24 protein-coding genes are annotated in these 25,077 nt (G+C 40.9%); 12 read left to right on the top strand and 12 right to left on the bottom strand.

The genetic code is table 11. The features are described 5' to 3' along the window. Nucleotides 1–272 precede the first annotated feature (272 nt). The 10 genes from ABN212_RS10900 (at nucleotide 273) to ABN212_RS10855 (ending at nucleotide 11,671) form a co-directional block, all read left to right on the top strand. On the top strand, nucleotides 273–1,859 hold the full coding sequence (locus ABN212_RS10900; protein ID WP_349443213.1) for an FGGY-family carbohydrate kinase: 1,587 nt from the start codon (nucleotides 273–275) through the stop codon (nucleotides 1,857–1,859). 50 nt (nucleotides 1,860–1,909) lie between these two features. Next, the gene (locus ABN212_RS10895; RefSeq protein ID WP_198629972.1) at nucleotides 1,910–3,556 is read left to right on the top strand and encodes a signal transduction protein; all 1,647 of its coding nucleotides are present in this window, start codon (nucleotides 1,910–1,912) and stop codon (nucleotides 3,554–3,556) included. Between the two features lie 10 nt (nucleotides 3,557–3,566). Then, nucleotides 3,567–4,496 (top strand): dihydrodipicolinate synthase family protein, encoded by a 930-nt coding sequence (locus ABN212_RS10890; RefSeq protein WP_349443212.1) that lies wholly within the window; start codon nucleotides 3,567–3,569, stop codon nucleotides 4,494–4,496. Between the two features lie 22 nt (nucleotides 4,497–4,518). Continuing rightward, nucleotides 4,519–5,571, top strand: coding sequence for a sialidase family protein (locus ABN212_RS10885; RefSeq protein ID WP_198620100.1), 1,053 nt, complete (start codon nucleotides 4,519–4,521; stop codon nucleotides 5,569–5,571). A 20-nt stretch (nucleotides 5,572–5,591) separates the two neighbouring features. Then, a complete protein-coding gene (locus tag ABN212_RS10880; RefSeq protein WP_232797607.1) occupies nucleotides 5,592–6,566 on the top strand; it encodes a tripartite tricarboxylate transporter substrate binding protein in 975 nt (324 codons plus the stop codon). 57 nt (nucleotides 6,567–6,623) lie between these two features. Next, nucleotides 6,624–7,085 carry a tripartite tricarboxylate transporter TctB family protein gene (locus tag ABN212_RS10875; RefSeq protein WP_109373714.1) on the top strand — a complete coding sequence of 154 codons (462 nt, stop codon included), beginning with the start codon at nucleotides 6,624–6,626 and terminating at the stop codon, nucleotides 7,083–7,085. Between the two features lie 19 nt (nucleotides 7,086–7,104). After that, on the top strand, nucleotides 7,105–8,622 hold the full coding sequence (locus ABN212_RS10870) for a tripartite tricarboxylate transporter permease (RefSeq protein ID WP_109373713.1): 1,518 nt from the start codon (nucleotides 7,105–7,107) through the stop codon (nucleotides 8,620–8,622). 54 nt (nucleotides 8,623–8,676) lie between these two features. Continuing rightward, on the top strand, nucleotides 8,677–9,678 hold the full coding sequence (locus ABN212_RS10865; RefSeq protein ID WP_109373712.1) for a LacI family DNA-binding transcriptional regulator: 1,002 nt from the start codon (nucleotides 8,677–8,679) through the stop codon (nucleotides 9,676–9,678). Nucleotides 9,679–9,786: 108 nt separating this feature from the next. Further along, nucleotides 9,787–10,884 carry a Fic family protein gene (locus ABN212_RS10860; protein WP_198632416.1) on the top strand — a complete coding sequence of 366 codons (1,098 nt, stop codon included), beginning with the start codon at nucleotides 9,787–9,789 and terminating at the stop codon, nucleotides 10,882–10,884. A 196-nt stretch (nucleotides 10,885–11,080) separates the two neighbouring features. Continuing rightward, complete coding sequence (locus tag ABN212_RS10855; protein ID WP_198626288.1) at nucleotides 11,081–11,671, top strand: DUF4291 domain-containing protein; 591 nt, start codon at nucleotides 11,081–11,083, stop codon at nucleotides 11,669–11,671. A gap of 50 nt (nucleotides 11,672–11,721) precedes the next feature. Here ABN212_RS10855 and metF read toward each other — a convergent pair whose 3' ends face one another. Continuing rightward, complete coding sequence (gene metF, locus ABN212_RS10850; RefSeq protein ID WP_198626289.1) at nucleotides 11,722–12,621, bottom strand: methylenetetrahydrofolate reductase; 900 nt, start codon at nucleotides 12,619–12,621, stop codon at nucleotides 11,722–11,724. A 278-nt stretch (nucleotides 12,622–12,899) separates the two neighbouring features. On the opposite strand from metF, the gene ABN212_RS10845 reads away from it, so the two are divergent. Continuing rightward, complete coding sequence (locus ABN212_RS10845) at nucleotides 12,900–13,253, top strand: DUF488 domain-containing protein (protein WP_109373708.1); 354 nt, start codon at nucleotides 12,900–12,902, stop codon at nucleotides 13,251–13,253. 125 nt (nucleotides 13,254–13,378) lie between these two features. Here ABN212_RS10845 and glpD read toward each other — a convergent pair whose 3' ends face one another. The 6 genes from glpD to gntX all read right to left on the bottom strand — a co-directional run bounded on the left by glpD (nucleotide 13,379) and on the right by gntX (nucleotide 18,656). Beyond that, nucleotides 13,379–14,872 carry a glycerol-3-phosphate dehydrogenase gene (gene glpD / locus ABN212_RS10840; RefSeq protein ID WP_196533935.1) on the bottom strand — a complete coding sequence of 498 codons (1,494 nt, stop codon included), beginning with the start codon at nucleotides 14,870–14,872 and terminating at the stop codon, nucleotides 13,379–13,381. A gap of 288 nt (nucleotides 14,873–15,160) precedes the next feature. After that, nucleotides 15,161–15,919 (bottom strand): DeoR/GlpR family transcriptional regulator, encoded by a 759-nt coding sequence (locus ABN212_RS10835; RefSeq protein WP_006534541.1) that lies wholly within the window; start codon nucleotides 15,917–15,919, stop codon nucleotides 15,161–15,163. A gap of 38 nt (nucleotides 15,920–15,957) precedes the next feature. After that, the gene (gene glpG / locus ABN212_RS10830) at nucleotides 15,958–16,797 is read right to left on the bottom strand and encodes a rhomboid family intramembrane serine protease GlpG (RefSeq protein ID WP_349443211.1); all 840 of its coding nucleotides are present in this window, start codon (nucleotides 16,795–16,797) and stop codon (nucleotides 15,958–15,960) included. A gap of 19 nt (nucleotides 16,798–16,816) precedes the next feature. Then, nucleotides 16,817–17,143 carry a thiosulfate sulfurtransferase GlpE gene (glpE, locus tag ABN212_RS10825; RefSeq protein ID WP_069369522.1) on the bottom strand — a complete coding sequence of 109 codons (327 nt, stop codon included), beginning with the start codon at nucleotides 17,141–17,143 and terminating at the stop codon, nucleotides 16,817–16,819. Between the two features lie 181 nt (nucleotides 17,144–17,324). Further along, on the bottom strand, nucleotides 17,325–17,903 hold the full coding sequence (gene nfuA, locus ABN212_RS10820) for a Fe-S biogenesis protein NfuA (RefSeq protein ID WP_109373704.1): 579 nt from the start codon (nucleotides 17,901–17,903) through the stop codon (nucleotides 17,325–17,327). A 60-nt stretch (nucleotides 17,904–17,963) separates the two neighbouring features. Beyond that, nucleotides 17,964–18,656: a DNA utilization protein GntX gene (gene gntX / locus ABN212_RS10815; RefSeq protein WP_198626290.1), complete on the bottom strand. Its 693-nt coding sequence runs from the start codon at nucleotides 18,654–18,656 to the stop codon at nucleotides 17,964–17,966. A 36-nt stretch (nucleotides 18,657–18,692) separates the two neighbouring features. On the opposite strand from gntX, the gene bioH reads away from it, so the two are divergent. Beyond that, complete coding sequence (gene bioH / locus ABN212_RS10810; RefSeq protein WP_349443210.1) at nucleotides 18,693–19,460, top strand: pimeloyl-ACP methyl ester esterase BioH; 768 nt, start codon at nucleotides 18,693–18,695, stop codon at nucleotides 19,458–19,460. Nucleotides 19,461–19,554: 94 nt separating this feature from the next. Here bioH and ABN212_RS10805 read toward each other — a convergent pair whose 3' ends face one another. The 5 genes from ABN212_RS10805 to yihI form a co-directional block, all read right to left on the bottom strand. Beyond that, nucleotides 19,555–19,785 (bottom strand): FeoC-like transcriptional regulator, encoded by a 231-nt coding sequence (locus tag ABN212_RS10805; RefSeq protein ID WP_100159654.1) that lies wholly within the window; start codon nucleotides 19,783–19,785, stop codon nucleotides 19,555–19,557. 19 nt (nucleotides 19,786–19,804) lie between these two features. Continuing rightward, a complete protein-coding gene (gene feoB / locus ABN212_RS10800; protein ID WP_198620095.1) occupies nucleotides 19,805–22,132 on the bottom strand; it encodes a Fe(2+) transporter permease subunit FeoB in 2,328 nt (775 codons plus the stop codon). Nucleotides 22,133–22,180: 48 nt separating this feature from the next. Further along, the gene (feoA, locus tag ABN212_RS10795) at nucleotides 22,181–22,417 is read right to left on the bottom strand and encodes a ferrous iron transporter A (RefSeq protein WP_036914344.1); all 237 of its coding nucleotides are present in this window, start codon (nucleotides 22,415–22,417) and stop codon (nucleotides 22,181–22,183) included. Nucleotides 22,418–22,827: 410 nt separating this feature from the next. Further along, nucleotides 22,828–24,267 carry a DUF4026 domain-containing protein gene (locus ABN212_RS10790; RefSeq protein WP_349443209.1) on the bottom strand — a complete coding sequence of 480 codons (1,440 nt, stop codon included), beginning with the start codon at nucleotides 24,265–24,267 and terminating at the stop codon, nucleotides 22,828–22,830. A 225-nt stretch (nucleotides 24,268–24,492) separates the two neighbouring features. Further along, nucleotides 24,493–24,990 carry a Der GTPase-activating protein YihI gene (yihI, locus tag ABN212_RS10785; protein ID WP_196534093.1) on the bottom strand — a complete coding sequence of 166 codons (498 nt, stop codon included), beginning with the start codon at nucleotides 24,988–24,990 and terminating at the stop codon, nucleotides 24,493–24,495. Nucleotides 24,991–25,077: the final 87 nt, after the last annotated feature.

Genomic DNA, 25,077 nt, shown 5'->3' with positions numbered 1-25,077 from the left:
CGAAATATTGCTATTTTTATAAGTGTTTTTACTTATCTTATTAATTAAATGTTCGTTAGCTTCATAACGAACATAATCGATTCAGTATGTCATCTAAATAACTCATAAAGCCAAATAAATAAATTATCAATAAAATCATGATATTAAATTATCCATGTAGATCTGCATCACAAACTAATCTTATTGTGATTGTTTTTTCAGCATGCTCGAATTAACTTGCTAACTCGAAGTAGCAAAAATTAGCATAGCGTTAGCAAATGATGAGGGTTCGCATGGAACAACAATATTTTATTGGCGTTGATGTTGGCTCAGCCAGTGTCCGTGCAGCGGTATTTGATAGCAATGGAAAGCGTTTGGGCTTTTCTGTCCGCCCTATTGCTCAATTCCGCCCAAAAACGGATTTCGTTGAGCAATCGTCTACCGATATTTGGCAGCAGGTTTGCACGACTGTAAAAGAGTCGGTGGCGTTATCAGCTATTGATCCTATCCATGTGAAATCTATTGGCTTTGATGCCACTTGTTCTTTAGTTGCTGTGGATAAGGATGGCAAAGGGCTTTCTGTTTCACCGAGTGGCAAAGCGGAACAAGATATCATCATGTGGATGGATCACCGTGCTGTACAAGAAACGGTTACCATCAATCTGACCAATGATCCTTCACTGCGATATGTCGGTGGTGAAGTGAGTATTGAAATGGAGTTGCCAAAAATTCTCTGGTTAAAAAATCATTATCCAGAGCGTTATCAAAACGTATGGCGATTCTTTGATTTAGCTGACTTTTTAGTTTGGAAAGCAACATCAGGGGATGTAGCAAGTACCTGTACATTAACCTGTAAATGGAACTATTTAGCACATCAGGGACAATTTAGTGAGAGCTTGTTAGCCGATGTAGGTTTGGATGAATTATTAGAAAAAGTACCACAAACCATCCTTGCGTTAGGTGAACAAGCGGGTTGTTTAGATGAGTCAGTTGCCAATGCGTTTGGCTTGCACACAGGTGTCATTGTTGCTTCAGGCATTATTGACGCACATGCGGGTGGGTTGGCATTAACGGCATCACAACCTGAAGGTAGTTTGGCAATTATCAGTGGTACGTCTAACTGCCATATGATCGTAAGTCAATATCCCATTATGGTACCTGGTGTTTGGGGACCTTACTTTGGCGCGATGTTACCAGACTTATGGCTAAATGAAGGCGGTCAAAGTGCTGCTGGTGCGTTAGTCGAGTGGTCTATTCGTCGTCATGAGTCATGGGCTGAATTAGAACAAGAAGCGAATGAAAAAGGGGTGAATTACTACGCCTTATTAAATGAAGCTGTCGCTGAATTGGAAGAAACAGAACAATATCCAACCGCACAGTTTCATGTTTTAGCTGATCACCATGGTAATCGCTCTCCACGCGCTAATCCTGCCGCAAAAGGTATGGTAAGCGGATTAACGTTGGAAAGTGGTCGTGTTGCATTGGCTCGTTATTATCTTGCAACACTGCAATCTATTGCTTATGGCACACGTCATATTATCGACACACTTGAAGATGCTGGACATCAAATTAATCGCATCGTGATGTGTGGTGGTGCAACGAAAAATCCATTGTGGCTACGCGAATATGCTAATGCGACAGGCCGTGAAATTCATTTAGCGCAAGAAGAAGATGCAGTGAATTTAGGGGCTGCATTATTAGGTGCCGTAGCGTGTAAAGCCTTTGATGATTTCTCTAAAGCTGCCAGCGCAATGGTACGAGAAGGTGGCATTATCACACCAGATAGCGACACGTTTGCCTTCCATCAGGCCAAATATCAAGTTTATTTGCAGATGTATCAAGATCAGCAGCGTTATAACGAAATGATGTCAGATTGTTGACCACTAATTTTTCCGATTATGAACCGAGTTTACCTTACCAGGGATACCTTATGTTGAACTTAAATCTACCAAAATTACCAACGACCATTACAGCAGGTTCTAAAGAGATCCTGATGGTCACCAACGCAGACTTACGTGAGCCTGCAAACGTAACTTGCTGGCCTGTACAGAAAAAATTTGAAGATAAACTGGCTACAGCATTAGAAGCTCAAGGTTACAAAATGAAGCGTGCTCATGAGATTAATGAAGCTCGCGGTCATGGTTTTATCAGCAGTCAGCGTGAAGGTTGCGATATGTTTGCTGCAATCGATCCTGATGCACCAGTGATTGTGTTATTAACCGCATGGCAATATTCACACCATATTGCCTCTTCTTTAGCACACCATCGTGGCCCTATTTTACTGCTGGCTAACTTTGATGGTACATGGCCGGGTCTGGTGGGCATGTTGTGTTTAGCGGGTACGATGACCAGTTTAGGTAAAAATTATTCACGTTTATGGTCAGAAGAGTTTGATGATGAATTCTTTGTAGATGGTTTAGCTACTTGGTTAAAATATGGCTATGTAAATCATAAGCTTAACTATCTTACAGATATTGCGCCAACACACAGGGTAATGGCGACAGAAGCCGGCGAAGTAGGTCGCAAAGTCGGCGAATACATAATTAAAAATAAAGAAATAATCGGTTTGTTCGATACATTCTGTATGGGAATGATTAACGGGGTCTTCCCACAACAGGCAATGATCAATATTGGTATGCCAATTGAATCCCTTTCTCAGTCTGCGTTACTGGTCGAAATGGCAAAAGTACCGACAGAATTAAGAGAGGCATGTTTACAGTGGTACGAAGATAACGGGATGACGTTTATGTTTGGTCAAGATGACAAAACTGAACTCACTCGTGAACAAGTGATGGAGCAGTGCGCCATGATGATTGCAATGGCGCGTTTCGTAAAACGTTTTGGTTTAACGGCGGTGGGTGTGCAATATCAGCAGGGCTTAAAAGATTGTTGCCCTGCATCTGACTTTGCTGAAGGTGCGATTGGTTCGACCGCGCGTTTCCCATTACCAGATGAAAACGGCGAGATTATCTGCCCTAACACGCCAATTCCTTGTATCAACGAAGTGGATATGGGTACGGCTATTCCTCAAACGATGTTATGGCGTTTATTAACATCATTAGGATTACCGGCTGAAACTACACTACATGATATTCGTTGGGGTAGTGAGTATGAAGGAACATTCTACTGGGATATGGAAATTTCAGGCTCTGTTCCTTTTGAACACCTCAAAGGTGGCCTAAAAGGTGCAACAGGTTATCGCCAGCCTCCGATGTTCTTCCCTAAAGGGGGTTCAACTATCGCGGGGCAAGGCAAGGCAGGACGCTTGTTATGGAGTCGTGCACACTATGAAGGTACTGATGTGATTATGCATATCGGTACAGGTGTGGCGGTAGAATTACCTGAAGCAGAATTTGAACGTCGCCGTAGAGCAACTAACTACGAATGGCCATTACTGAACTGTACGTTAGATGGCGTAACTCGTGATGACCTTATGGCGGGACATCAAAGTAACCACATTACTGTGGCTTATGTTGATGAAGATAAATTGGCGTTTGTGCTAAAAGCATTCGTTGCTCAAGCACTGACTCAAGGTATCCAAGTGAAAGTGGCAGGCGATGCCATTAACTTACTGTAAGGAATTGATGATGAGTCAGCAAAAATACGTCGGTGTTTGGCCTGTTATGCTAACCCCTTTTGATGCCAAAGGGGAGATTGATTGGGCGTCATTAGAGCGCCTTGTAGACTGGTATATCGATTCTGGTGTACATGGACTATTTGCCGCCTGCCAATCAAGCGAAATGTTTTATTTAAGTGATGAGGAAACTCAAGCACTTACCCGTTTTATCGTTGAAAAAGCAGATGGAAGAGTACCTGTAGTTGCTTCTGGTCATACTGCAACCGCATTAAGTCAGCAAAAAGAACAATTGCAGGCAATGGCGAGTACTGGCGTCGATGGCGTCATTATGATCAGTAATCGCTTGGCTCTTGTCGGGGAGTCAGATGATAAAGCGATGGAAACACTGCAAGTCTTAACCAATGTGGTGCCAAAAGAGATTGATTTGGGTATCTATGAATGCCCTTATCCTTACAAGCGCTTGTTATCTGAAGAGATTGTAGAGTGGTGTGCACAAAGTAATCGCTTTACCTTTATCAAAGATACGTGCTGTTCTCTTCCGATGATAGAACGTCGTTTGGCATTATCAAAAGGAACTCGTTTGCATCTTGCAAACGCTAACAGTCAAACGCTATTAGCTTCATTCCAAGCTGGATGTCAGGCATATAGCGGTGTTATGGCAAACTTCCATCCAGAGCTTTATGTTTGGCTTTATGAGAATTGGAAAGATAAACCAGAGCAGGCTACGGTGTTAGCTGATTATTTATCAACAGCAGCGATGACCGAAACACTGGATTATCCAGCATGCGCTAAATATCATCAGCGCCTGATTGGTAACTTCAGCACACTGGTCTGCCGTTCCCGTAACAGCAGTCAGTTTGAAAACTCATTTTTCCCTTCTGCCGTCAATAGCATGACTGCATTGGGTGAAAATATGAAGAAGTGGCTTTCGTTAGATTAATTTAGGACACAGGAGTAGGAATATGCCTTTCGTGATGAAGGAAACCCAGTTTGTGCTTGATAATGCACATTCACTTTTTAATCACTGCCATGCTTCAACGATTGTGCGTGTGCCTAACTCTGAGCGTTTATTAACCGCTTTTTTCGCTGGTGATAAAGAAGGTAGCGGTAATACCGCTATCTGGCTAGTGATGAAAGAGGGTGATCATTGGCAACATGCTCAGCCTGTTGTTAAAAATCCGGGTGTTGCGCACTGGAATCCAGTTTTACATGTTGACCCATCAACAGGTAATATCTGGCTGTTTTATAAAACGGGTCCCGATGTACATAGTTGGACGACCCAATACGTTATCTCGAAGGATGGCGGAAATAGCTGGAGTTTACCGAGTGAATTGGTTTCTGGTGATGTAGCACCTAGAGGTCCTGTGAAAAATAAAGTGTTAGTGATGTCGAATGGCGAGTGGTTGGCACCAGGATCGGTTGAGGATGACCAATTCTGGGATGCGTTTGTCGATATTTCGAGTGACAACGGTCAACACTGGTTGCGAGTAGATATTCCAATTGAACATCATAAAGGTGAACAGACGGAACATGAAATCTGGCAAGGTTTAAAGGACGATGCCTTATGGGAGACTGATCTACAACGCGTTTTTCAATGGGATGGCGTGATACAGCCAACACTATGGGAATCCCAGCTTGGGCATGTGCATGCCATGATGCGGAGTACGCGCGGTACGATTTATCGTAGCGATTCAACGGATTATGGGCGCAGTTGGTGTCCAGCTTATGCAACAATATTACCAAATAATAATAGCGGCATTGATGTCGTCTCCTTCGCAGATGGTCAACTGGCATTGGTGTATAACCCGAATTCAGGTAACTGGAGTCGTCGTTATCCCATCTCTGTCAGTCTTTCATCCGATAATGGCAGTACTTGGTCTGAACCATTCGATTTACTCGATGGGGAAGGCGAATTTTCATATCCGGCTATTATTGCTGAAAACAATACCCTACACGTGACCTTTACTTGGAACCGAAAAAACATTGTTTATCAGCAGTTAATGGCTACTCAATAAAAATGTGGAGAAAGGGTTTTATGAAAAAGAGTCTACTCGCAGCGTTGGCGATTACGATGACACTGGGCATGGGGAACGCAGTTGCCCAACAGTTAACGTATCCTACAAAAAATATTGATGTTGTCATCCCGAAAAATCCAGGCGGTGGTACTGATACTTCTGCACGTACTATCATTGAATTTGCAAAAGATGTGATGCCGGCTGGACGTATTTTCGTTCCTGTGAATAAGCCTGCGGGTAATGGTTTAACGGGTCTGATTGAAGTTGCTAATGCGCGTCCAGATGGCACGAAATTAGTAATGACAACCGTTGAACTTGCGATGTTCCCACACCAAGGAAAATCACCAGTTACTTATAAAGACTTCACCCCAATCGCAACAACTATCGCTGATCCAGTGGTGCTAGTTGTTAATGCAGAATCACCTTACACCACGTTACAAGAGTTTATCGATGGCGCGAAAGCGAACCCAGGTAAACTGAAAGTGGGTAACTCAGGGATGGGTGCTATTTATCACTTAGCGGGTGTTAATATCGAACGTACCACGGGGGCTAAATTTAACCATATCCCTTATAACGAAGGTACAGGCCCTTCAATCGCTGCTTTAGTGGGTAACCACCTTGATGGCGTATTAACAACGCCGGGTGCAGTTAAATCTCAAGTTGATGCTGGTATTCTACGTGTTCTTGGTGTAATGGATGAGCGTCGCTTCCCATTATTCCCAGCCGTACCTACTTTCAAAGAAGCATTGAAATTAGACACTAACGTGAAAATGCGTGCTTGGGCTGTATTAGCAACAACAGCTAATGTCCCTGATAACGTGAAGAAAGAGTTAGTCGGTGCATTCTCTGAAGTGGTTCAAAAACCTGAATATCAAGAAGCACTGAAAAAACAAGGTATTATGCCTGTTTACATCACAGGTGACGATGCTTACCAAATGATGAAAGAAGACCACGAAATGTATGCTGAGTTAATTTCAGCAACTCTGAAAAAATAACCTTTCTATGATAAACCACCCTATCCGCAAGCTGGATAGGGTCGGGGAGATCCCGACATGACTAAAATCAATACAATCATCGGTGCGATTTCAGTAGCTTTTGGGCTACTTATTATCTATCTCTCCCGTGATATGAGTATGTTTGATGAATATGGTGTACCAGGAGAGCGCTTCTGGCCTTATGGTTTAGCCATCTTATTTGTTTTACTGGGGATTTTTCAATGGATAGGTGTGATTGTGCAAAAAGTAAAACACGTTCACCAATCTGTTGACTTAAGTTCGACTGCGGTTAAGCGTGCTTATGGCTTAGGCATTTTTATGCTGCTATATGCAACTGGCTTGTATTTTTTTGGTTTTATTATTCCGTCATTGCTTCTTATCCCAATCATTATGTGGTTGATGAATGAAAGAAAGCCTATTGCGCTGGTTATTATTCCAGTCGTAATGGTTGCCGCCGTTTATGTCTTCTTTGACATTATCTTTAATTCACCTCTGCCAACCTCCGTCTTTTTTGAGTAAGCGGTAAAGGAGCTTTGAGATGGAAATACTAGACGCTTTAATGGTCGTTTTTAGTCTGGAAACGATAACGATGATCCTGTTGGGGGTATTCGCGGGTATTATTATCGGCGCATTACCAGGCCTAACAGTGAATATGGGGATTGCATTGCTTCTCCCATTAACTTACTCCTTCCAAGGAATGACAGGGATCTTATTATTATTGGGGATGTATTGTGGTGCCGTATATGGTGGCTCAATTACCGCAATACTAATAAGTACACCAGGAACACCCGCTTCTGCTGCTACGGTATTGGATGGTTATCCAATGGCGAAAAAAGGTGAAGCAGGAAGAGCACTGGGTTTATCTACGATGGGCTCTATGTTTGGGGGGATCTTTAGTACGATTGCCCTGATTGTTATTGCGCCTCAATTGGCAAAAGTAGCGACGGGTTTCTCTGCTGCTGAGTATTTTGCACTCGCTGTATTTGGCATAAGTATTATTACCAGTGTATCATCGCAATCGATTGTGAAAGGATTAATGGGCGGGGCAATTGGTTTAGCAATCGCAACCATTGGACTTGATCCGATGACATCAGGACCTCGTTTTACCTTTGATACTGTGTATTTAATGGGTGGTGTTTCATTTATTCCTATCCTAGTTGGCCTGTTTGCTTTCTCTCAAGGACTTATTAGCTTCGAAGAAGAGTACCGTGAGCGTAAGCAGAAGAAAAACGAAAAAATTAATGCACGTATTCACCGTGTATTACCAACGTGGGCAGATTTTAAACGCGTATTACCAACATATTTACGCTCTTCTGCTATTGGTACAACGATTGGAGCTATTCCGGGTACAGGTGGAGATATCTCATCATTTATCTCTTATAACGAAGCAAAACGTTGGTCTAAACACCCTGAAGAGTTTGGTCATGGTTCACCAGAAGGTGTGTCTGCACCAGAAGCCGGTGCAAACTCAGTGACAGGCGGAACCATGGTGCCTTTAATGACCTTAGGCATTCCAGGTGATGGTGCAACTGCTATTATCATGGGTGCATTTATGGTTCAAGGATTGGCATTAGGGCCTCAGCTCTTTACTGACAATCCAGTTGAAGTTAACAGTATCTTTATTGGTTTGATGATGGCGAATATTTTCCTCGGTATCCTAGGTTTCTTATGTATGAAACTCTTCGTTCGAGTGATGGATGTTCCGCGTCGCGTATTAGTACCAATTATCTTTGTATTATGTAGTGTAGGTGCTTATTCTGTGAACCATAGCATCATCGATGTGTTTGTGATGATGGGGGCAGGGTTACTCGCTTACATTATGATTAAGCTTGATTTCTCCATGTCTCCTGTGGTTATCGGGATTATCTTAGGGCCGATGGCAGAATCAAACTTACGCCGTGCTTTAATGATGTCTCAGGGTGATTTATCTATCCTGTATACACGCCCAATTACAGCGACATTCTTAGGTATTGCGATACTGACGTTGATCCTACCCATTATTGGACCTTCGTTAAAAGCGATGTGGAAGAAATACCGAGCTAAGCCTGCTCAATAAAGGTTAATCAGCCCTCATCATTAAGATGAGGGCTATATCAATGATGGAATATTAATGGCAAAAACAGTTGAACAGATTGCAAATGACCTGAATTTGTCTATTACCACAGTCAGATTGGTATTAAATGGCAAAGGTGATCAATACCGGATCAGTGCAAAAACGCAAAAGAAGATAGCAGACTATGTTGAGGTGTTTGGTTATACCGTCAATCATGCGGCTAGAAGCTTAAAGCTTAATAAAACAGATACCTACGGATTGGTTATTCCTCGCCTTTCTAACCCATTCTTTGCCGCTTTAGCTGAAAAATTAGAGATGCATTGTCACCAAATTGGTTGTCAGCTAACGATTAGCTGTACTTATGGTGATATCAAAAATGAAAATAAGCTCGTTAAATCAATGGACGAGCGCAATGTTGATGGCATTTTTATTGTTTCGTCTAGCCGCAAAAATCAGCTACATCATGTTAAGCATCGTCAAAAACCATTGGTTTTTTTAGATAGAGATTTCTCTGTTAGTGAAGCTATTTGTGTCGCTTCAGATAACTGTGACAGTGGTGCTCAGCTGACAAGAGCGATGATAAAGCAAGATGCGCCAATCCACTTTTTTGCGGGTGATGCATTATTACCAACTATTGCCGCTCGTTTGCGCGGTTATGTGCAAGCCATAAAAGGGCATTATGGTGATGATAACCGCGTCACTGTCTCTTATGCTGAACATAATACGACCAAAGATGGTGAGCGGATGATGAAACAGTATTTGGAACAACATCAGCAAATACCTTCTCATTTTATTGCTTCATCGTTGCCTATTCTTGAAGGTTTATTGAGTGTTATCCGTCAACGTGAAGGGAGTATCCCTGCTCATCTTCATATTGGTACATTCGATGATCATGTGATGCTCAGCTTTTTACCGAATAATGTGTGGTCCATGAAGCAGGACGAAGCGTTATTGGTAGAAAAAGCCTTTGAAATCATGACGGCAAAAATTTCAGGCACTGTTGTGAAAGCGCCTGCACTTATCAAAACACAGCTTATTGAGCGTCTCATTCCAGCCTAATGAGTCAATTAGCAAACTTATTCGCCTCACTTTGTGAGTAGATTAAGCTTTCTATTCGCCTCACTTTGTGAGTAGAATAGAGTTTGTATTTGACTCATGGGGTGATTTATGTGGATTTGGCAACATTCAAACTGGACTCATTTCAGGTTTAAAAGCAATACAATCATACCTTTGCTTATTGATACCCGTTTTATTCAAGGGATGCTTTATGGGCAAAGCCAAATGTTGCCTGAAAATAGCACTTCAGCATTAGATTCTATTTTGGCGAATATTATTTATTCGAGTGATATTGAAGGTGAAAAGTTAAATGCTTTTTCTGTTCGCTCTTCATTAGCAACTCGATTAGGCATTGTAGAGGAAAAAACATATCCTACTGATGAAAAATCAGAAGGTTTTGTTCAAGCGGCATTAGATGCGATTAATAATTTAGATGAGCCATTAACGCATGAGCGGTTATTTCAGTGGCATAACCTCTTATTTCCTCAGGGGCACTCTATTTTAAATCCGATTACTTCAGGGCAATATCGAACAGGTATTGTGCAGGTTGTTTCGGGTAAAAGAATTGATAAGCCCATTGTTCATTTTGAAGCACCACCACCAAAATCAATAGAAACAGAAATGGCTTTATTTTTAGACTGGTTTAATGAAACGAGAACTCATTATGAACCTGATTTAATTATTCGAGCGGCTATTGCACATCTTTGGTTTTTAACTATTCATCCATTTGAAGATGGAAATGGTCGGATAGGCAGATTAATTATGGATTTAGCATTGGCTCAAGCTGAGAATAAAACAGTAAGGCTATATGCAATGTCAAAAACGATTAATGAGCATTGCCAAGAATATTATGACGTCATCGAAAATATGCAAAAAGGTGATGGCGATATTACATTATGGCTTCAATGGTTTTTACAAATGCTTCAATTATCGATTTTGGATGCGACCCATGAAATTGATAATACAGTAAGGGCAACAAAATATTGGCAAACTCACGATCAAGCGTTGTTATCATCAGAGCAATCAAAAGTGATTAATAGAATGCTTGGTGGGGATTTTGTTGATGGAATTAATAATAGCCAATATAAAAGTGTAGCAAAAGTCAGCCGAGCCAGTGCGACAAGGCATTTAGCATTTCTGGTTGAACACGGCTTTTTAGCGGATAGCGGTGCTGGTGGACGGAGTGTGAGATATATTTTGCAAGACTAGGTTTGTTATTATTAAACCACAATCGCGACATGAGTCTGTTTGTTTTACTGTTATTCTTTTTTTTATTTTTGTGAACGCGCGTTACTCTATTTATAGAGTCTTAACAAAAATAGGGGCTCTTGATTATCTGTGATCAGAGGCTCATAATTTAAGCGTATAGTTCCATTTTATTAATATAAAAGGATATTAAAGAAAGATGAACGATGATGTTGACCGATGTCCTGAGTGCGAAGTAAGGGCATATTATACGGATGATTTTGTTCGTGTTTACCAAGCCTATTCTAATACTATTGCTCAGAGCGCAGTCGCAAACGGAACTTTTGTTTCGCCCCCTTTTAGTATGACCCGCATGACGTGGGTAAAACCTTCCTTTCTTTGGATGATGTACCGTTCTGGCTGGGGACGCAAAGATGCTAATCAAGCGTCTATTCTTGCGGTTGATATTACACATGAAGGTTTTCAAGAGATGCTGACACAAGGTGTTGTGAGTCATTTTGATCCAGACCGTTACGCCAGTGCAGACGCGTGGAAAGAGGCATCAGAAACCAGTAATATCCGCATTCAGTGGGATCCTGAACGTGATATTTATCTTAATCGACTCAGCTATCGCACCATTCAAATTGGCTTGCGTAATCAAGCCGTTGAAAAATACTGCAAAGAGTGGATTGTGAATATTACAGATATTACCGATAAGGTACGTAAAATAGATACTTGTATTGCTAATGGTGATTTAGACACCGCATACAGCCTATTACCCTTAGAAAAACCTTATCACTTTGGTGAGTAATTCATCAAAATGTCACCCCGCTTAATTGGCGGGGTAATTGTGTTATAGGATCATGCTGTGATAAGTTCAGGGCGAACACCCAGCGTATGGCAAATAGCATACGTTAATTCTGAACGATTAAGTGTATAAAAGTGAAAATCTTTGACTCCTTCACGGCTTAAAATCTTCACCATATCAATGGCAATAGAAGCGCCTACTAGACTACGGGTTTCAGGATCGTTATCTAACCCATCAAACATTTTATGCATCCAACCCGGAATTTTCACATTGGTTAAACCCGCAAAGCGTTTTAGCTGTTTAAAATTAGTGACAGGTAAAATTCCTGGCACAATTTCAACATCAATACCTGTTGAAACGCAGCGGTCACGAAAACGTAAATAGCTTTCGACATCAAAGAAAAATTGGGTGATCGCACGGTTGGCTCCGGCATCGACTTTTCTTTTTAAATTGATTAAATCTGCTTGCGCACTTTTGGCTTCAGGGTGCACTTCAGGATAAGCCGCCACAGAAATATCAAAATCGCCCACCCCTTTAAGTAAATGCACTAAATCGGTGGCGTACATATCAGGTTTTTGAGTGTTATCAGGTAAATCGCCCCGTAATGCCACAATGTGGCGAATACCACTTTGCCAATAATCTTGTGCGATATGCTGTAACTCTTCACGGCTGGCATCAATACAGGTCAAATGAGGAGCCGCTTCTAGTCCTGTACGTTCTTTAATGCCTTTAATAATGGAGTGTGTTCTATCACGTTCACCTGAATTTGCGCCATAAGTGACAGAGACAAAGCTCGGTTTTAAGGTATTTAAGCGCGCAAGAGATTGCCAAAGGGTGTTTTCCATCTCCTCAGTTTGAGGTGGAAAAAATTCAAAGGAAACTTGGATCTGGCCATCAAGTTCAGCAAGATTTTGGTTTAGCGCTTCATGTTGGCTTGCGTGATAAAAGCTCATACCTGTACCTCATCAATCGTGTCACTGTGTTGTTATTTTTATTAAGTATCACTACTTATTTGCCCATCTAACCATTTAGACGTCTAGATGTAGATTCTCTTAATTAGGTTATTTAGTCAACAACTATTCACCCTATTTTTGATGAGGATAATTCAGTCACAATAAGAGAAAAATTCATGTTGTAAGACGTATTTGTGAGAAAAGTGAGTGTATCACCTGATAAGTTGGGTGATTTTTCTTCTACAATAAAACGAACTAACTGATTGATGGGAGGCGAAATGATCACTTGTAAACGTGTTTATGGTGATAAAGACGGAATGCATGAAGGTTATCGCGTATTAGTCGATAGGCTGTGGCCGAGAGGTGTGAAAAAGACCGATTTTCATTATGACGAGTGGAATAAAGGCGTTGCGCCTTCGACCGAATTACGAAAATGGTTTCATGGAGGCGGCGGTGATTTTGCTGAATTCACACAACGTTATCTCCAAGAATTAATGGCGGCACCAGAACATTGGCAATCGCTTGTTGCGATAGCAAAAGAGAAGCCTTTGGTATTACTTTATTCAGGAAAAGATGAGCAACAAAACAATGCTACCGTGTTAAAAGCCTTTCTAGAAAAACAGCTTAAATAGTGGTTAATTTAGGGTATTTCGATGATTTTGATATGAAAAAAGCAAAAAAAAGTGGCGCGGTATTAGGCGCCACAAAAATTGCTAATAAAAACATCGAACAGAGTCAGAGAATAGTATGACTACTCTTATGAATTTTGAGTATTTGCTGCTAACCATTGGGCAATACGTTGTTTTTGTTCGTCATTTAGCCACATGCCGAGTTTAGTACGACGCCAAATTGCATCATCAACTTCGATAACCCACTCATGTTTCACTAAATAACGTAATTCTGCTTCATACAGGTTATGACCGAAGTTTTCGCCCATACCCGCTAAATCAGTAATGCCTTCGAGCAGTAATTCGGTATTGCTACCATAAGTACGTGCAAAACGCAGTGCCAGTGCTTCTGGTAACCAAGGGTGACGTTGGCGAATTAAACGTGAATAACCATCACGATCACAGCCTTCTAAATTACCGCCCGGTAATTGACCATTTTTAGTCCATGCTTTACCCATATTAGGGAAATAAGCAATGAGTTTATCAACGGCGTGTTCACCCAATTTACGATAAGTGGTTAATTTACCGCCAAATACCGATAGCAGAGGAGTTTGGCCATTATCATCGTGAACATCTAAGGTATAGTCACGCGTGATCGCTTGTGGTGAATCAGATTCATCATCACATAATGGACGCACACCAGAGTAATCCCAAACCACATCTTCTTTGGTCAGTTGTTTCTTGAAGTGATCATTGTAGACTTTCAGTAAGTACTGAACTTCATTGTCATCAATCGCTACGTCTTTAGGATCGCCTTTATATTCAACATCCGTAGTACCGATGATGGAGAACTCATCCATCCAAGGAATAACGAAGACAATACGATTATCTTCATTTTGTAAGATGTACGCTTGTGGTTCGTTATGTGCACGAGGAATAACAATATGGCTACCTTTAATTAAACGGATACCATAAGGTGATTTCAGTTTTAAGCCTTCATCAAACAGTGTTTTAACCCAAGGGCCAGCTGCGTTGACAAGTGCTTTTGCTTGATAGAGCGAGGTTTCGCCAGTGCGTAAATCCTGTGCTTCTACCATCCATAAATTATTTTCACGCCAAGCACGAGTGACTTTAGTTCGTGTGCGTACTTCACCGCCACGACGAACGATTTCTTGTGCGTTGAGTACCACTAAACGTGCATCATCAACCCAACAGTCTGAATATTCAAAACCACGTGTTAATTCAGGTTTTAAAACAGAGTTTGCGCCGAATTTAATGCCTTTACTGCTTGGTAAGCTCACGCGTTTTCCTAAATGATCATAAAGGAATAAACCAATGCGGATCATCCAAGCTGGACGTAAATGGGGTTGGTGTGGCAGACGAAAGCGCATTGGAAATGCGATATGTGGCGCTAAGCGTAATAATACTTCACGCTCTGCCAGTGCTTCGCTCACTAAGCGAAACTCGTAGTGTTCGAGATAACGTAAACCACCATGAATAAGTTTAGAGCTTGCGGAAGATGTCGCACTTGCTAAGTCTTGAGCTTCCAGCATAAGTACTGAAAGGCCTCGGCCAGCTGCATCCGCCGCAATTCCAGCGCCGTTTATTCCGCCGCCGATGACAATCAAGTCTTGAGTTTTCATAACATCCTCCTACGAATGCGCGAAACAATTCTTTAATGTTCGTTTTCGCTCATAATTGTAATGAAGTTTGATGAAAATGCCAACTATATAACTGATAAAAAACATAACCGCGTGATATGGATAACAATTTATTATCATATCCACATAAACTGTGTGTTTATTAGAAATAAACAACATTGTTAATGTGTTAACAAAAAAGAGAGAAAATAGAATAAGTTAATCAGGTTTTTATTGAGAATAGACGAAAAAAAAGTACCTCGAGAGGTACTTTTTAGGAGAATTGCTAAATTAACATAATTCGAGTTGAACGTTGTGCTGCTCAACAATTTTTTGGATCCCTGCTGGTGGTTCTTGATCGGTAAATAAGTAATCGATCAGATTCATATTACCTAAATTAACCATTGCATTACGACCAAACTTAGAATGGTCAGTCACCAACATTACACAGCGTGAGTTTTCGATAATTGCGCGTTTAGTGCGAACTTCATGGTAATCAAACTCAAGTAGAGAACCATCCATATCAATACCGCTTATCCCCAAAATACCGTAATCAAGACGGAATTGAGAGATAAAATCAAGCGTAGCTTCACCGACAATACCACCATCTCGTGTACGCACTTCACCACCCGCAAGAATTAAGCGAAAGTCTTCTTTGCCCATCAGTAACGTTGCCACATTGAGGTTGTTGGTCACGATACGTAGGTTTTTGTGGTTAATTAATGCATGTGCGACAGCTTCAGGTGTTGTGCCGATATCAATAAACAGTGTTGCACCATCTGGAATTAAGCTTGCTACTCGTTGTGCGATACGTGATTTTTCATCAGACCACATAATTTTACGATCATGATAAGCCGTATTCACGGAGCTTGAAGGTAATGCTGCACCACCGTGATGACGTTGGATTTTGTTCTTTTCCGCTAATTCATTTAAATCACGTCGGATTGTCTGTGGGCTGACTTCAAAATGCTCCACCAATTCTTCAGTGCTGACATAGCCCTGTAGGCGTACCAGTTCAATGATGGCATCATGTCGTTGCGTTTGCTTCACAGGTGTCCCCTAATGTTAAAAATATCATGTTAATTTTATTATGATCCACGAGATAATTGATGTCGATTATCCCACAAAGCCATCAATAAGCCGATAAGGAAGCCTGCAAAATGTGCGGCATTTCCGATAGAGTCACCTAAAACGCCCATATAACCCGCTACAATCCACAAAATCGAAAAGACGATTAAGCCTGTTGGCGCACCAATACCTTTTTCTGGATTACGTATGCCCGTTAAGCCTACATAGCCGATTAATGCGTACACAACACCAGAAAGTCCACCGAAGTTGGAGTCTGTAAACAGTGATTGTGCCCAATTACTAAATAGCGCAGAAACGAGCATAATCACAAATAATTTACTGGTGCCGAGTTGCTGTTCTGTTTGGCTGGCGAGATACCACCACATGGCGAGATTAAAGGCGATATGCATCAATGAAAAATGAACAAAAGCTGGCGTGATATAGCGCCAGACTTCAAAGTCTAGACTCTCTTCATAAGGCCATGCGAGGTGGAGCATAACATTATAGTCACCCACCACTTGTTGCCAGATAAAAACGAGGATACATAAAATAATCACCAGTACCGTTAAAGGGCCTGATCGTTGCACCATATTTTTTATCGAAAATGCAGGACGATATTTTATGCCTGTTTTTTGCGGAGCACCAGTTTGCCAACTTGCAGCTTGATAGCGTGGGTGAAAAGGCTCACGTAGAAAAGTGTTTAGTTCTTTTTCAACCATATCCAACTGATGTTGGTCTTCTAACCAAAGTGAGATTTGCTGATTTTCATTTTTTGCGTGAATTCGCACACCTTTCGTTGCCATATAATTGACAAATAAATCAGCCGCTTGAGGGTTAGAAAGCGTAATAATGTGGATCATTAATAAAACTCATCTGTAGTTATTGCAGAGAAGTTATCGCTTGTGGAAACTCTCTTAGCCATGCTTCAAAACCACCATTAATACTATAAACGGTTTCAAAGCCCATATTGACCAGATATTGAGCTGCACCTTGGCTGCTATGACCGTGATAACACATCACCATAACAGGCACATCAAAATCAGCATCTTGTAAAAATTGGTTTAGCGTATCATTAGTGAGATGAAATGCGCCGGTAGCATGACCTATGCGATAACTCTGGGGATCTCTTACATCAACTAATATCGCCGATTGAGATGTCCAGAATTGATAGGCTTGTTCAATGCTGAGAAATTGAAACTTATCCATAATTGTCTTATTTATTATATTGTTAATTGATTTATTTGTTCTGAGCGAGAGAACGATACATTTATCATAACGTCAAATCGGTAAAGATGACGTTATACTTTGTAAATGATTATTTTAATAAACAAATCCCCCATGATATCAGTGCAGGTGAGTACCATAGGGGATGTGATACTGAGGGATATCAGTAGTAGGAGTGTTCACCGCGTTGGTGTTCAGTTAAATCTTTCACACCTTTTAACTCTTCTGGGAACAGGTTTAACAGTTCTTTTTCGATACCATCTTTTAAGGTGACATCAATCATGGAACAACCGTTACAACCACCACCGAATTGTAAGATAGCATAACCGTCTTCAGTGATTTCCATCAGACTAACACGACCACCATGACCCGCTAATTGCGGGTTAATTTGTGATTGTAGTACGTATTCTACGCGTTCAATTAACGGTGCATCAGCATCGACTTTACGCATTTTTGCGTTAGGTGCTTTTAGGGTTAATTGTGAGCCCAGTTGGTCAGTGACAAAGTCAATTTCCGCATCTTCTAAGAAAGGTGCGCTGATGTTATCAACATACGCAGAAAGTTTTTCGAATTTAATTTCAGTGTCGTTTGGCTCTACGGCATCAGGTGGGCAATATGAAACGCCACATTCAGCATTAGGTGTGCCTGGATTGATAACGAATACACGAATTTGGGTGTTGGGTTCTTGGTTAGCCAGTAGTTTGGCAAAATGCGCCTGTGCGGCATCAGTAATAATAATCATATCGTCTTGCTCAATAGTTGACTGTTCTGGTTGGTTATCATACGCCCAATTGGCGGTTAACTACAAGGTTCGACAAATCGCCCATACCTCAACAGAGCGTGCTCCCGCACGAAATAACAAAGGTATAATGCTCTTTAATGTCGCACCTGTAGTGATAACATCATCAATTAGTGCCAGATTTTTCCCTGATACCGACACTGTGTTATTTAATACAAATGCATTCTTTAAATTTTGTTGCCTTTGCTTGGCATTAAGATGCGTTTGCACCAGTGTAGCACGAGTTCTTATCAGGGTATCCGGTTGATAAGCACAATTTAGCCACCTTGCCAAAGGCTTAGCGATAGCTTCTACTTGCTCAAAGCCCCTAGACCAACGGCGATGACGATGTGAAGGAACGCTAATAATTCTATCGGGTTTCTGCACCAAATTTTCTCGCCGATGTGAAAGCCATCGCAATAGAAAAAGTCGTGCAAGACATAACGCTATTTGAGGGCGAGGTTGGTATTTATAAAGGTGTAATAATTTATTTAATGGCGGTTGATAGTCAGTGACTGTCAACATCTGTTTCCATGGTGGAGGCGATTGTAAGCAGCGTCCACATAGCATCATAGAGTGGGATGAGGGATATAAACAGCATGGGCAACGATTATGCTGTTTAGGTAAATAGCGAATACAACTCGAGCAAATACCTTTAGTATCATAATGTAAGGGTTGACGACATAACCAACAATATCCTGCTATTGTTATCCACATAATGAACATCCTTGTAAAAGAAAAGAGAGCATAACAATGAATAAATTGTATTGGCAGACAATAGGTGAAGGAAAAACGCATCTTGTGCTATTACACGGATGGGGATTGAATGCACAGGTTTGGCAATCATTAATACCGCGATTAAGCTCGCATTTTACACTGCATCTCGTTGATCTCCCTGGATATGGTCGTAGCCAAGGTTTTCTTGCTCTTACATTAAAAGAGATGGCAGAGATTGTTTTTGCCAACGCCCCTGAAAATGCAATTTGGTTAGGTTGGTCTTTAGGTGGATTAGTGGCGAGCCGTGTGGTTTTAGATAATCCCAATCATGTACAAGCCTTGGTTACGGTGGCATCTTCGCCTTGCTTTGGCGCCCATGATGATTGGCCAGGTATCAAACCTGAGGTTTTAAAAGGCTTTGAGCAGCAATTAAATGAGAATTTTCATCGCACCGTTGAGCGCTTTTTAGCGCTACAAACGTTAGGCACCCAGAGTGCGCGTGAGGATATGAAAGCGTTAAAATCCGTGGTATTAGATCAACCACTGCCTTCTGTTGAGGTTCTTAATGGGGGGCTAGAAATTTTGCGTACTGAAGATTTACGAGAAGAGTTGAAAGCTTTGCGTTGCCCTTTTATTCGTTTCTATGGTTATTTAGATGGGTTAGTGCCTCGAAAAGTGGCTGGATTATTAGATGCTATTTATCCTCAATCGCCTTCTGTTATTTTCCGTAATGCTGCACATGCTCCGTTTATTTCGCACCCTGATGAATTTAGTGATGTACTTATTAACGCATGTAAAAAATGATTTCAGATCCGTCAAGATAGAACCCGAATATTGTTTTTCTTGGAGAAAAACTAAACCCCTACAATAAATAGGGGTTTAGTTTTTTTATAACGTATCAGCGTAATTGATAAAGCTTTGTTTGGCATGCGGTGGCTTCAGGGCAACTTTTACAACTGCCTGTGAGACAATCTTCTACATCCACCTCTTCAAGCTTACCCATCAATGTGAGCCGCTCTAACATTGCTTGCACCAAAGGTTCAGGCATATTGAGTTGATGGCTGATAAGACGGGCATCGGCTCGACCATTAAGGGCGATACAATCACGTACTTCTATCAGACTTGCCATCTTACTTTTCCTTTGTCACTTAGTGACAACTACCTTTTGAACAACATTGTTTAGATAATGAAGGTTTATTGCTTAAGTTAATTGTTAGGCGACTACGCGCATTACGCAACAAGATAAATAAAATTAAGTTGAAGATAACCACCGCTGCAATCGTTATACCGCTGCTTTGTGGATGTTCACTAAAGGTTGCCACTTGATAGAACAGGGCTGCCAATGAGTAAGCAATATTTAATCCCCAAAGAATAGAGAAAGTCATCCATCCACGGCTTGTTTCACGGGCAATAGCACCCATGACTGAAACGCAAGGTACATACAGTAAAACAAAGATTAAGTAGCTGTATGCCGCAATGCCTGAACCAAATTTAGCGCCCATGGTGCCCATTGTACCGGTATCCATTTCGCCATCACCTTTACTGGCTTCAATTGGGTTAGAAAGCGCAGCTAGCGTGAAGGTTTCTTTTAAGCTATCCCATGTTTCACCAAAGGCGTCACCAATTTCGCCCCACAGGTCGAATTCTTCAGGATCAAAAGGCTCATTAACAATACTTTCTGCGGTATAGAGGGTATTTAATGTTCCTACTACCACTTCTTTCGCCATTGCACCAGTGACTAAACCAACCGTTGCTTGCCAGTTATCACTGTGAACACCAATAGGTTGAAGTAATGGTGTGATCACTTTACTGACAGACGCTAATGCAGAATCATTGATGTTATCCGCAGGTTTACCTGAGAAGGTAAAGCTGTTTAACGCACCAATAAACATACTGGCGATAATAATGACTTTACCTGCACGTACCACGAAGCCTTTTAGACGTTGCCATGTTTGCATCAGTAACGTTTTTAGGTGAGGAACGTGATAAACCGGCAGTTCCATTACGAAAGGTGAGGCTTCACCACGCATAATGGTGTGTTTTAACAGTAAACCAGTGAGAATGGCGACGACAATACCGAGAAGGTAGAGCGAGAAAACAACACTCGCGCCATTTTTGCCAAAGAATGCAGCGGCAAAAACTGCAAAGATTGCTAAGCGAGCACCACAGGACATAAACGGTGCCATTAATACAGTGATCAGACGTTCTCTTGGTGCATCCAGTGTACGCGCACCCATAATGGAAGGTACGTTACAGCCAAAACCGACAATAAGTGGTACAAATGATTTACCTGGTAAACCCAGAGCCTGCATCAATCTATCCATCACAAAGGCAGCTCGCGCCATATAACCTGAATCTTCAAGAATAGATAAGAACAGGTACATCATCCCGATTTGTGGCACTAATGGCAGAACGGTATTGATACCACCACCGACACCTTGAGCAAGGAAAATCGTTAGCCATTCAGGGAAGTTAAAGGTTGCACCAATCCATTGAATACCATGGATAAAGATAGCTTCAGAGCCACCTTCAAAAGCAGGCTGTAAAGCACCACCAATGTTAATTGCGAGCACAAACATTAAGTACATAACAAACAGGAAGATAGGAACACCTAACCAACGGTTTAATATCACTTTATCGATATTTTGCGTCAGAATATTCGGCTTAATGGCTTCCATATTAATCACGGTATGGCAGATACGCTCAATATTTTGATAACGGGCATCTGCAATGACTAATTCGGGTTCATTGTTATGTTCGTCTTGAATTCGTTGGCGAATGGTTTTGATATCTTCACTAGTGACTTGAGCACGTTGGTGAGTATAGATATCACCCTCTAAACACTGTAATGCCATCCAACGACGTTGCTGTAAATTAAACTCATCGTGATTAATTTTTTCAGCAAGTGCCTCGACTTCATTAAGTAACCATATCGGATAAGACGTCAGTAATTCTTGTGGTTTTTTCTTTTCAGCAGGGAAGGTATCAATGGCTTCTTTGAGTTTATCAATACCTGATGCTTTGGTTGAAACCATTGGAATAACAGGGCAACCCAGTTGCTCTGAAAGTGCCTTGATATCAATTTGCATATCTTGGTGTTCTGCAATGTCGAGCATATTTAATGCCACGATACACGGAATACCAAGCTCAAGTAGTTGCAATGTCAAATAGAGGTTACGCTCAAGATTTGATGCATCAACCACGTTAATCAGCATGTCTGCTTCATTACTTAAAATGAAATGGCAGGCAATTTGCTCATCAAGCGATGTCTGTTCTGAGATTGTCGTTAAAGAGTAAGTTCCGGGTAAATCGACGAGCTCAATTTTATGATTTGCAGTTGTGAAACGACCAACTTTGCGTTCGACCGTTACACCCGCCCAGTTACCTACACGCTGGCGAGAGCCTGTTAACTGATTAAAGAGTGTTGTTTTACCAGCATTGGGATTACCGATAAGGCCTATAGTGAGAGGAGTCATAATAGTGATGCCAATAGTTGTCTTGCCTGGTTGAATGAGAAATAACGATTATTTTTCGTTATGAACCACTTCGCTAAGATTAATGAGTGCGAGATCTTTTTTTCTCAAAATTAGGGATACTCGGTGCGTTTCTATTTGAATAGGATCACCCAGTGGTGCGATACGAATAACGTTAAACACAGCGCCAGGTAACATACCTAAAGATAATAATTTCTGTCTGTATGCTGGGCTAATCTGAGGTGAGTAGCTCAAGATTTTATAACTGTGATTTGGGATCAGAGACATGATTGTCCTTCCACGAATATTGATACAAAGAATAATGATACTGATAATTATTAACGTGTATGAGAATTCACATAATAATATTAAGGTTAATTATAATAAATATTTTTAATGCTAATGAGAATTATAATTATCCTTATTGGGTATAATTTAGCCTAGTCTATGCATATCTGCACTTGATTTAAATCAACCAGAGAAAAGATATTGAGATGAAAATAGACTGTTTACCTTATCTGTTACTAGACAAAAACAGAATGTGAAGATTTGAAATGTCAATGTAGCAACAATATAACAATCAATTGATAATATTAACGGGTCACAATATGACAGCAGATTTTAAGGCGATTAGCATGGCGAGCTCTTCATCGTTTTTTAAATGAAAAGCTCGCGTTGTTATTGTGAATACCCGCTAATTAGTGAGTTTGCTGGTGGCTAAAAAGTTGGTAAATATTGTTCGGGGTATAACTATTGTCTTCGTATGAAACGACCCAATCAGTTATTAATGCGGTGTTGATAGGATAGATTTCACCTTCTTGCATATCCTCAACATAAAATGGCACGTTGAGTAATTTTGCATAAACGGTGTCTCCATCACGAGACTGTGGCACAAACCACATATGCTCTAGCTCTTCCTCTTCACCATAAGGAATACCGAATTTGATCATAAACTGCCACGGGTTTTCAGTCTCTTCGGGTTTGTCTTTTCCTAATAATTTGGAGAGAAAACCACTTTTTTTCTCAACAGGTGGTTGATTGTAGTTATCAAACATAGAAACGAAGTATTCCCAGCGTCGCTTGGCTTTTTCAGACATCTCATAGGTTTCTTCATTGCTACGCAGTAGCATCATCGCTTGCTGCTCTTCATAACCTTTAAAGAAGGTTTCTAAAACCGGATTTTCTTCATTGGTTCTAAATAGCATAGAGGAAGGATGTTGATGATATTCATCACGATCGGCTAAATCACCCAAGAAAACACCATTTGGTGCGCCTTCTGTGTCATAACGCATCTCTTCTAAAGGTCTAAGATTTTCGAGAGGTGTTGATTGATTAATATGGCGAATACCTTCTTCAAAAGGTAATGCAACAAGATACTCCAAACCTGATGATGTTTGACCACAAAGCATTGGTTCACCAAATTCAATTTGACGATGATTAATACTGTTGTTAACAAAGCAGCGGAAGAGCTCAGGAATACCATAGTATGGTTCAAGCATACTTGGAATAACTAAATCGACTTCGGTTAAACCGCAGCGCGCTAATCCATGCGTATGAAACCAGAACATCGTTGGTGGATCATTTTCTGTGTCATAGACAGCATGAATAACATATAAGCTTTCTACTTCAGGATAGAGATCGGGCGTTTCTAATTGGAAGCGTATCCACTCAGGTGTTAATGCCTTACCTGCCGCTGATTCATCTAATGCTAAGACCATTTCAGGTGCGATGATATTAAGAAAATTCAGTTGATGGCGATAGCTTGCTAAAGGATGCAAAGTTTCAGTAAAAAGTGTTTCTAATAATAAATCTTGAGTTGTTGAATTCGCATGCGCGAGTAGTTGTGGTGTAAGTTCATCAGTCGAATACATTGGACGTATTTCGTAATCTTTATCACGAGGGTAAAGACAGACAAAAAAATGTAACTCGTCATCACCATGTTGGCAGCGATAGAAAAAACCATCGTCAATATTTTCACTTAGATAATTTATCTCACCATCAGTGTAATCGGTCTGTTCTTCTAAGCGTTGTTCAATAAGCGCATAGTTTAGTGGCTGTGCAGGGAAGGCCACTATACGAGAGGGCACTTTTTCTCCTTGCCCAGCTGCGATATCTAAGTACTGCTGTCTGTTATCCATATTTTTTATCACTCGTATATTAAAGATAGAAAAATAGGATATCAGGGATAACAAGAGAGGAATAGATGGAGTTATCTGAGCTTGAGAGGGTTATTTAATCTATTGTTAATAATGAGTATTAATGAAAAGTAAAAGAGAGAGCGAGCTATAAAAAATAACGGATATCAATAAGTTATTGATATCCGTTAGATGTAAGCTAATCAAGGCAAATGATTAGCCTTTTGATTATTTACCTTTCAATAATTGCATGATGTCTTCAGTTTTTTCTTCATCGTCATCATCTTCAAACTCAATACCTAGCTCAACCATTAATTCATCAATGCGATCAAGGGTTTTCTCAGTATAAGCCTGCTCTTCTGCGTTGAGTTTTTCACCGTTTTCAAGACGAGACAGTAATTCATCTAAGCGTGCATCGTTTTCTAATAGGTCTAACTCTTGCTCAGGCGTTAAACGAACGGGCTCTGCTTTAACTGGCGCAGGTTTTTTCTTCGCAACTTTTGGTGCATCGCCCACAATCAGAGGGATCGGTTTTTTGCTACCAATACGTGGATCTTTCGGCGCTGTATTGTTCGCTTGCTGTTTATTTTCCGCTTCCTGCTGACGGTTACCGGCAGGATTGCCACGGTGTTTCTTTTGACGTTTACGTTCACGTCCTTCCGCGTTCAGCTCTTCACGCGATTTCTTACGTGCTTTAGCTGCGGGCTTTCTTTTAATCATATTCATAATGGTAACTCGATAGTGATCTTCTTGGTTGCGCAATCTATCAGAAACAAAATTTCAATAAAAGCGCAAATTTAAGACAATTTAATT

The organism is Proteus genomosp. 6 (assembly GCF_040139785.1).
Classification (GTDB): Bacteria; Pseudomonadota; Gammaproteobacteria; order Enterobacterales; family Enterobacteriaceae; genus Proteus.
This window is presented reverse-complemented; position numbering and strand designations above follow the sequence as displayed.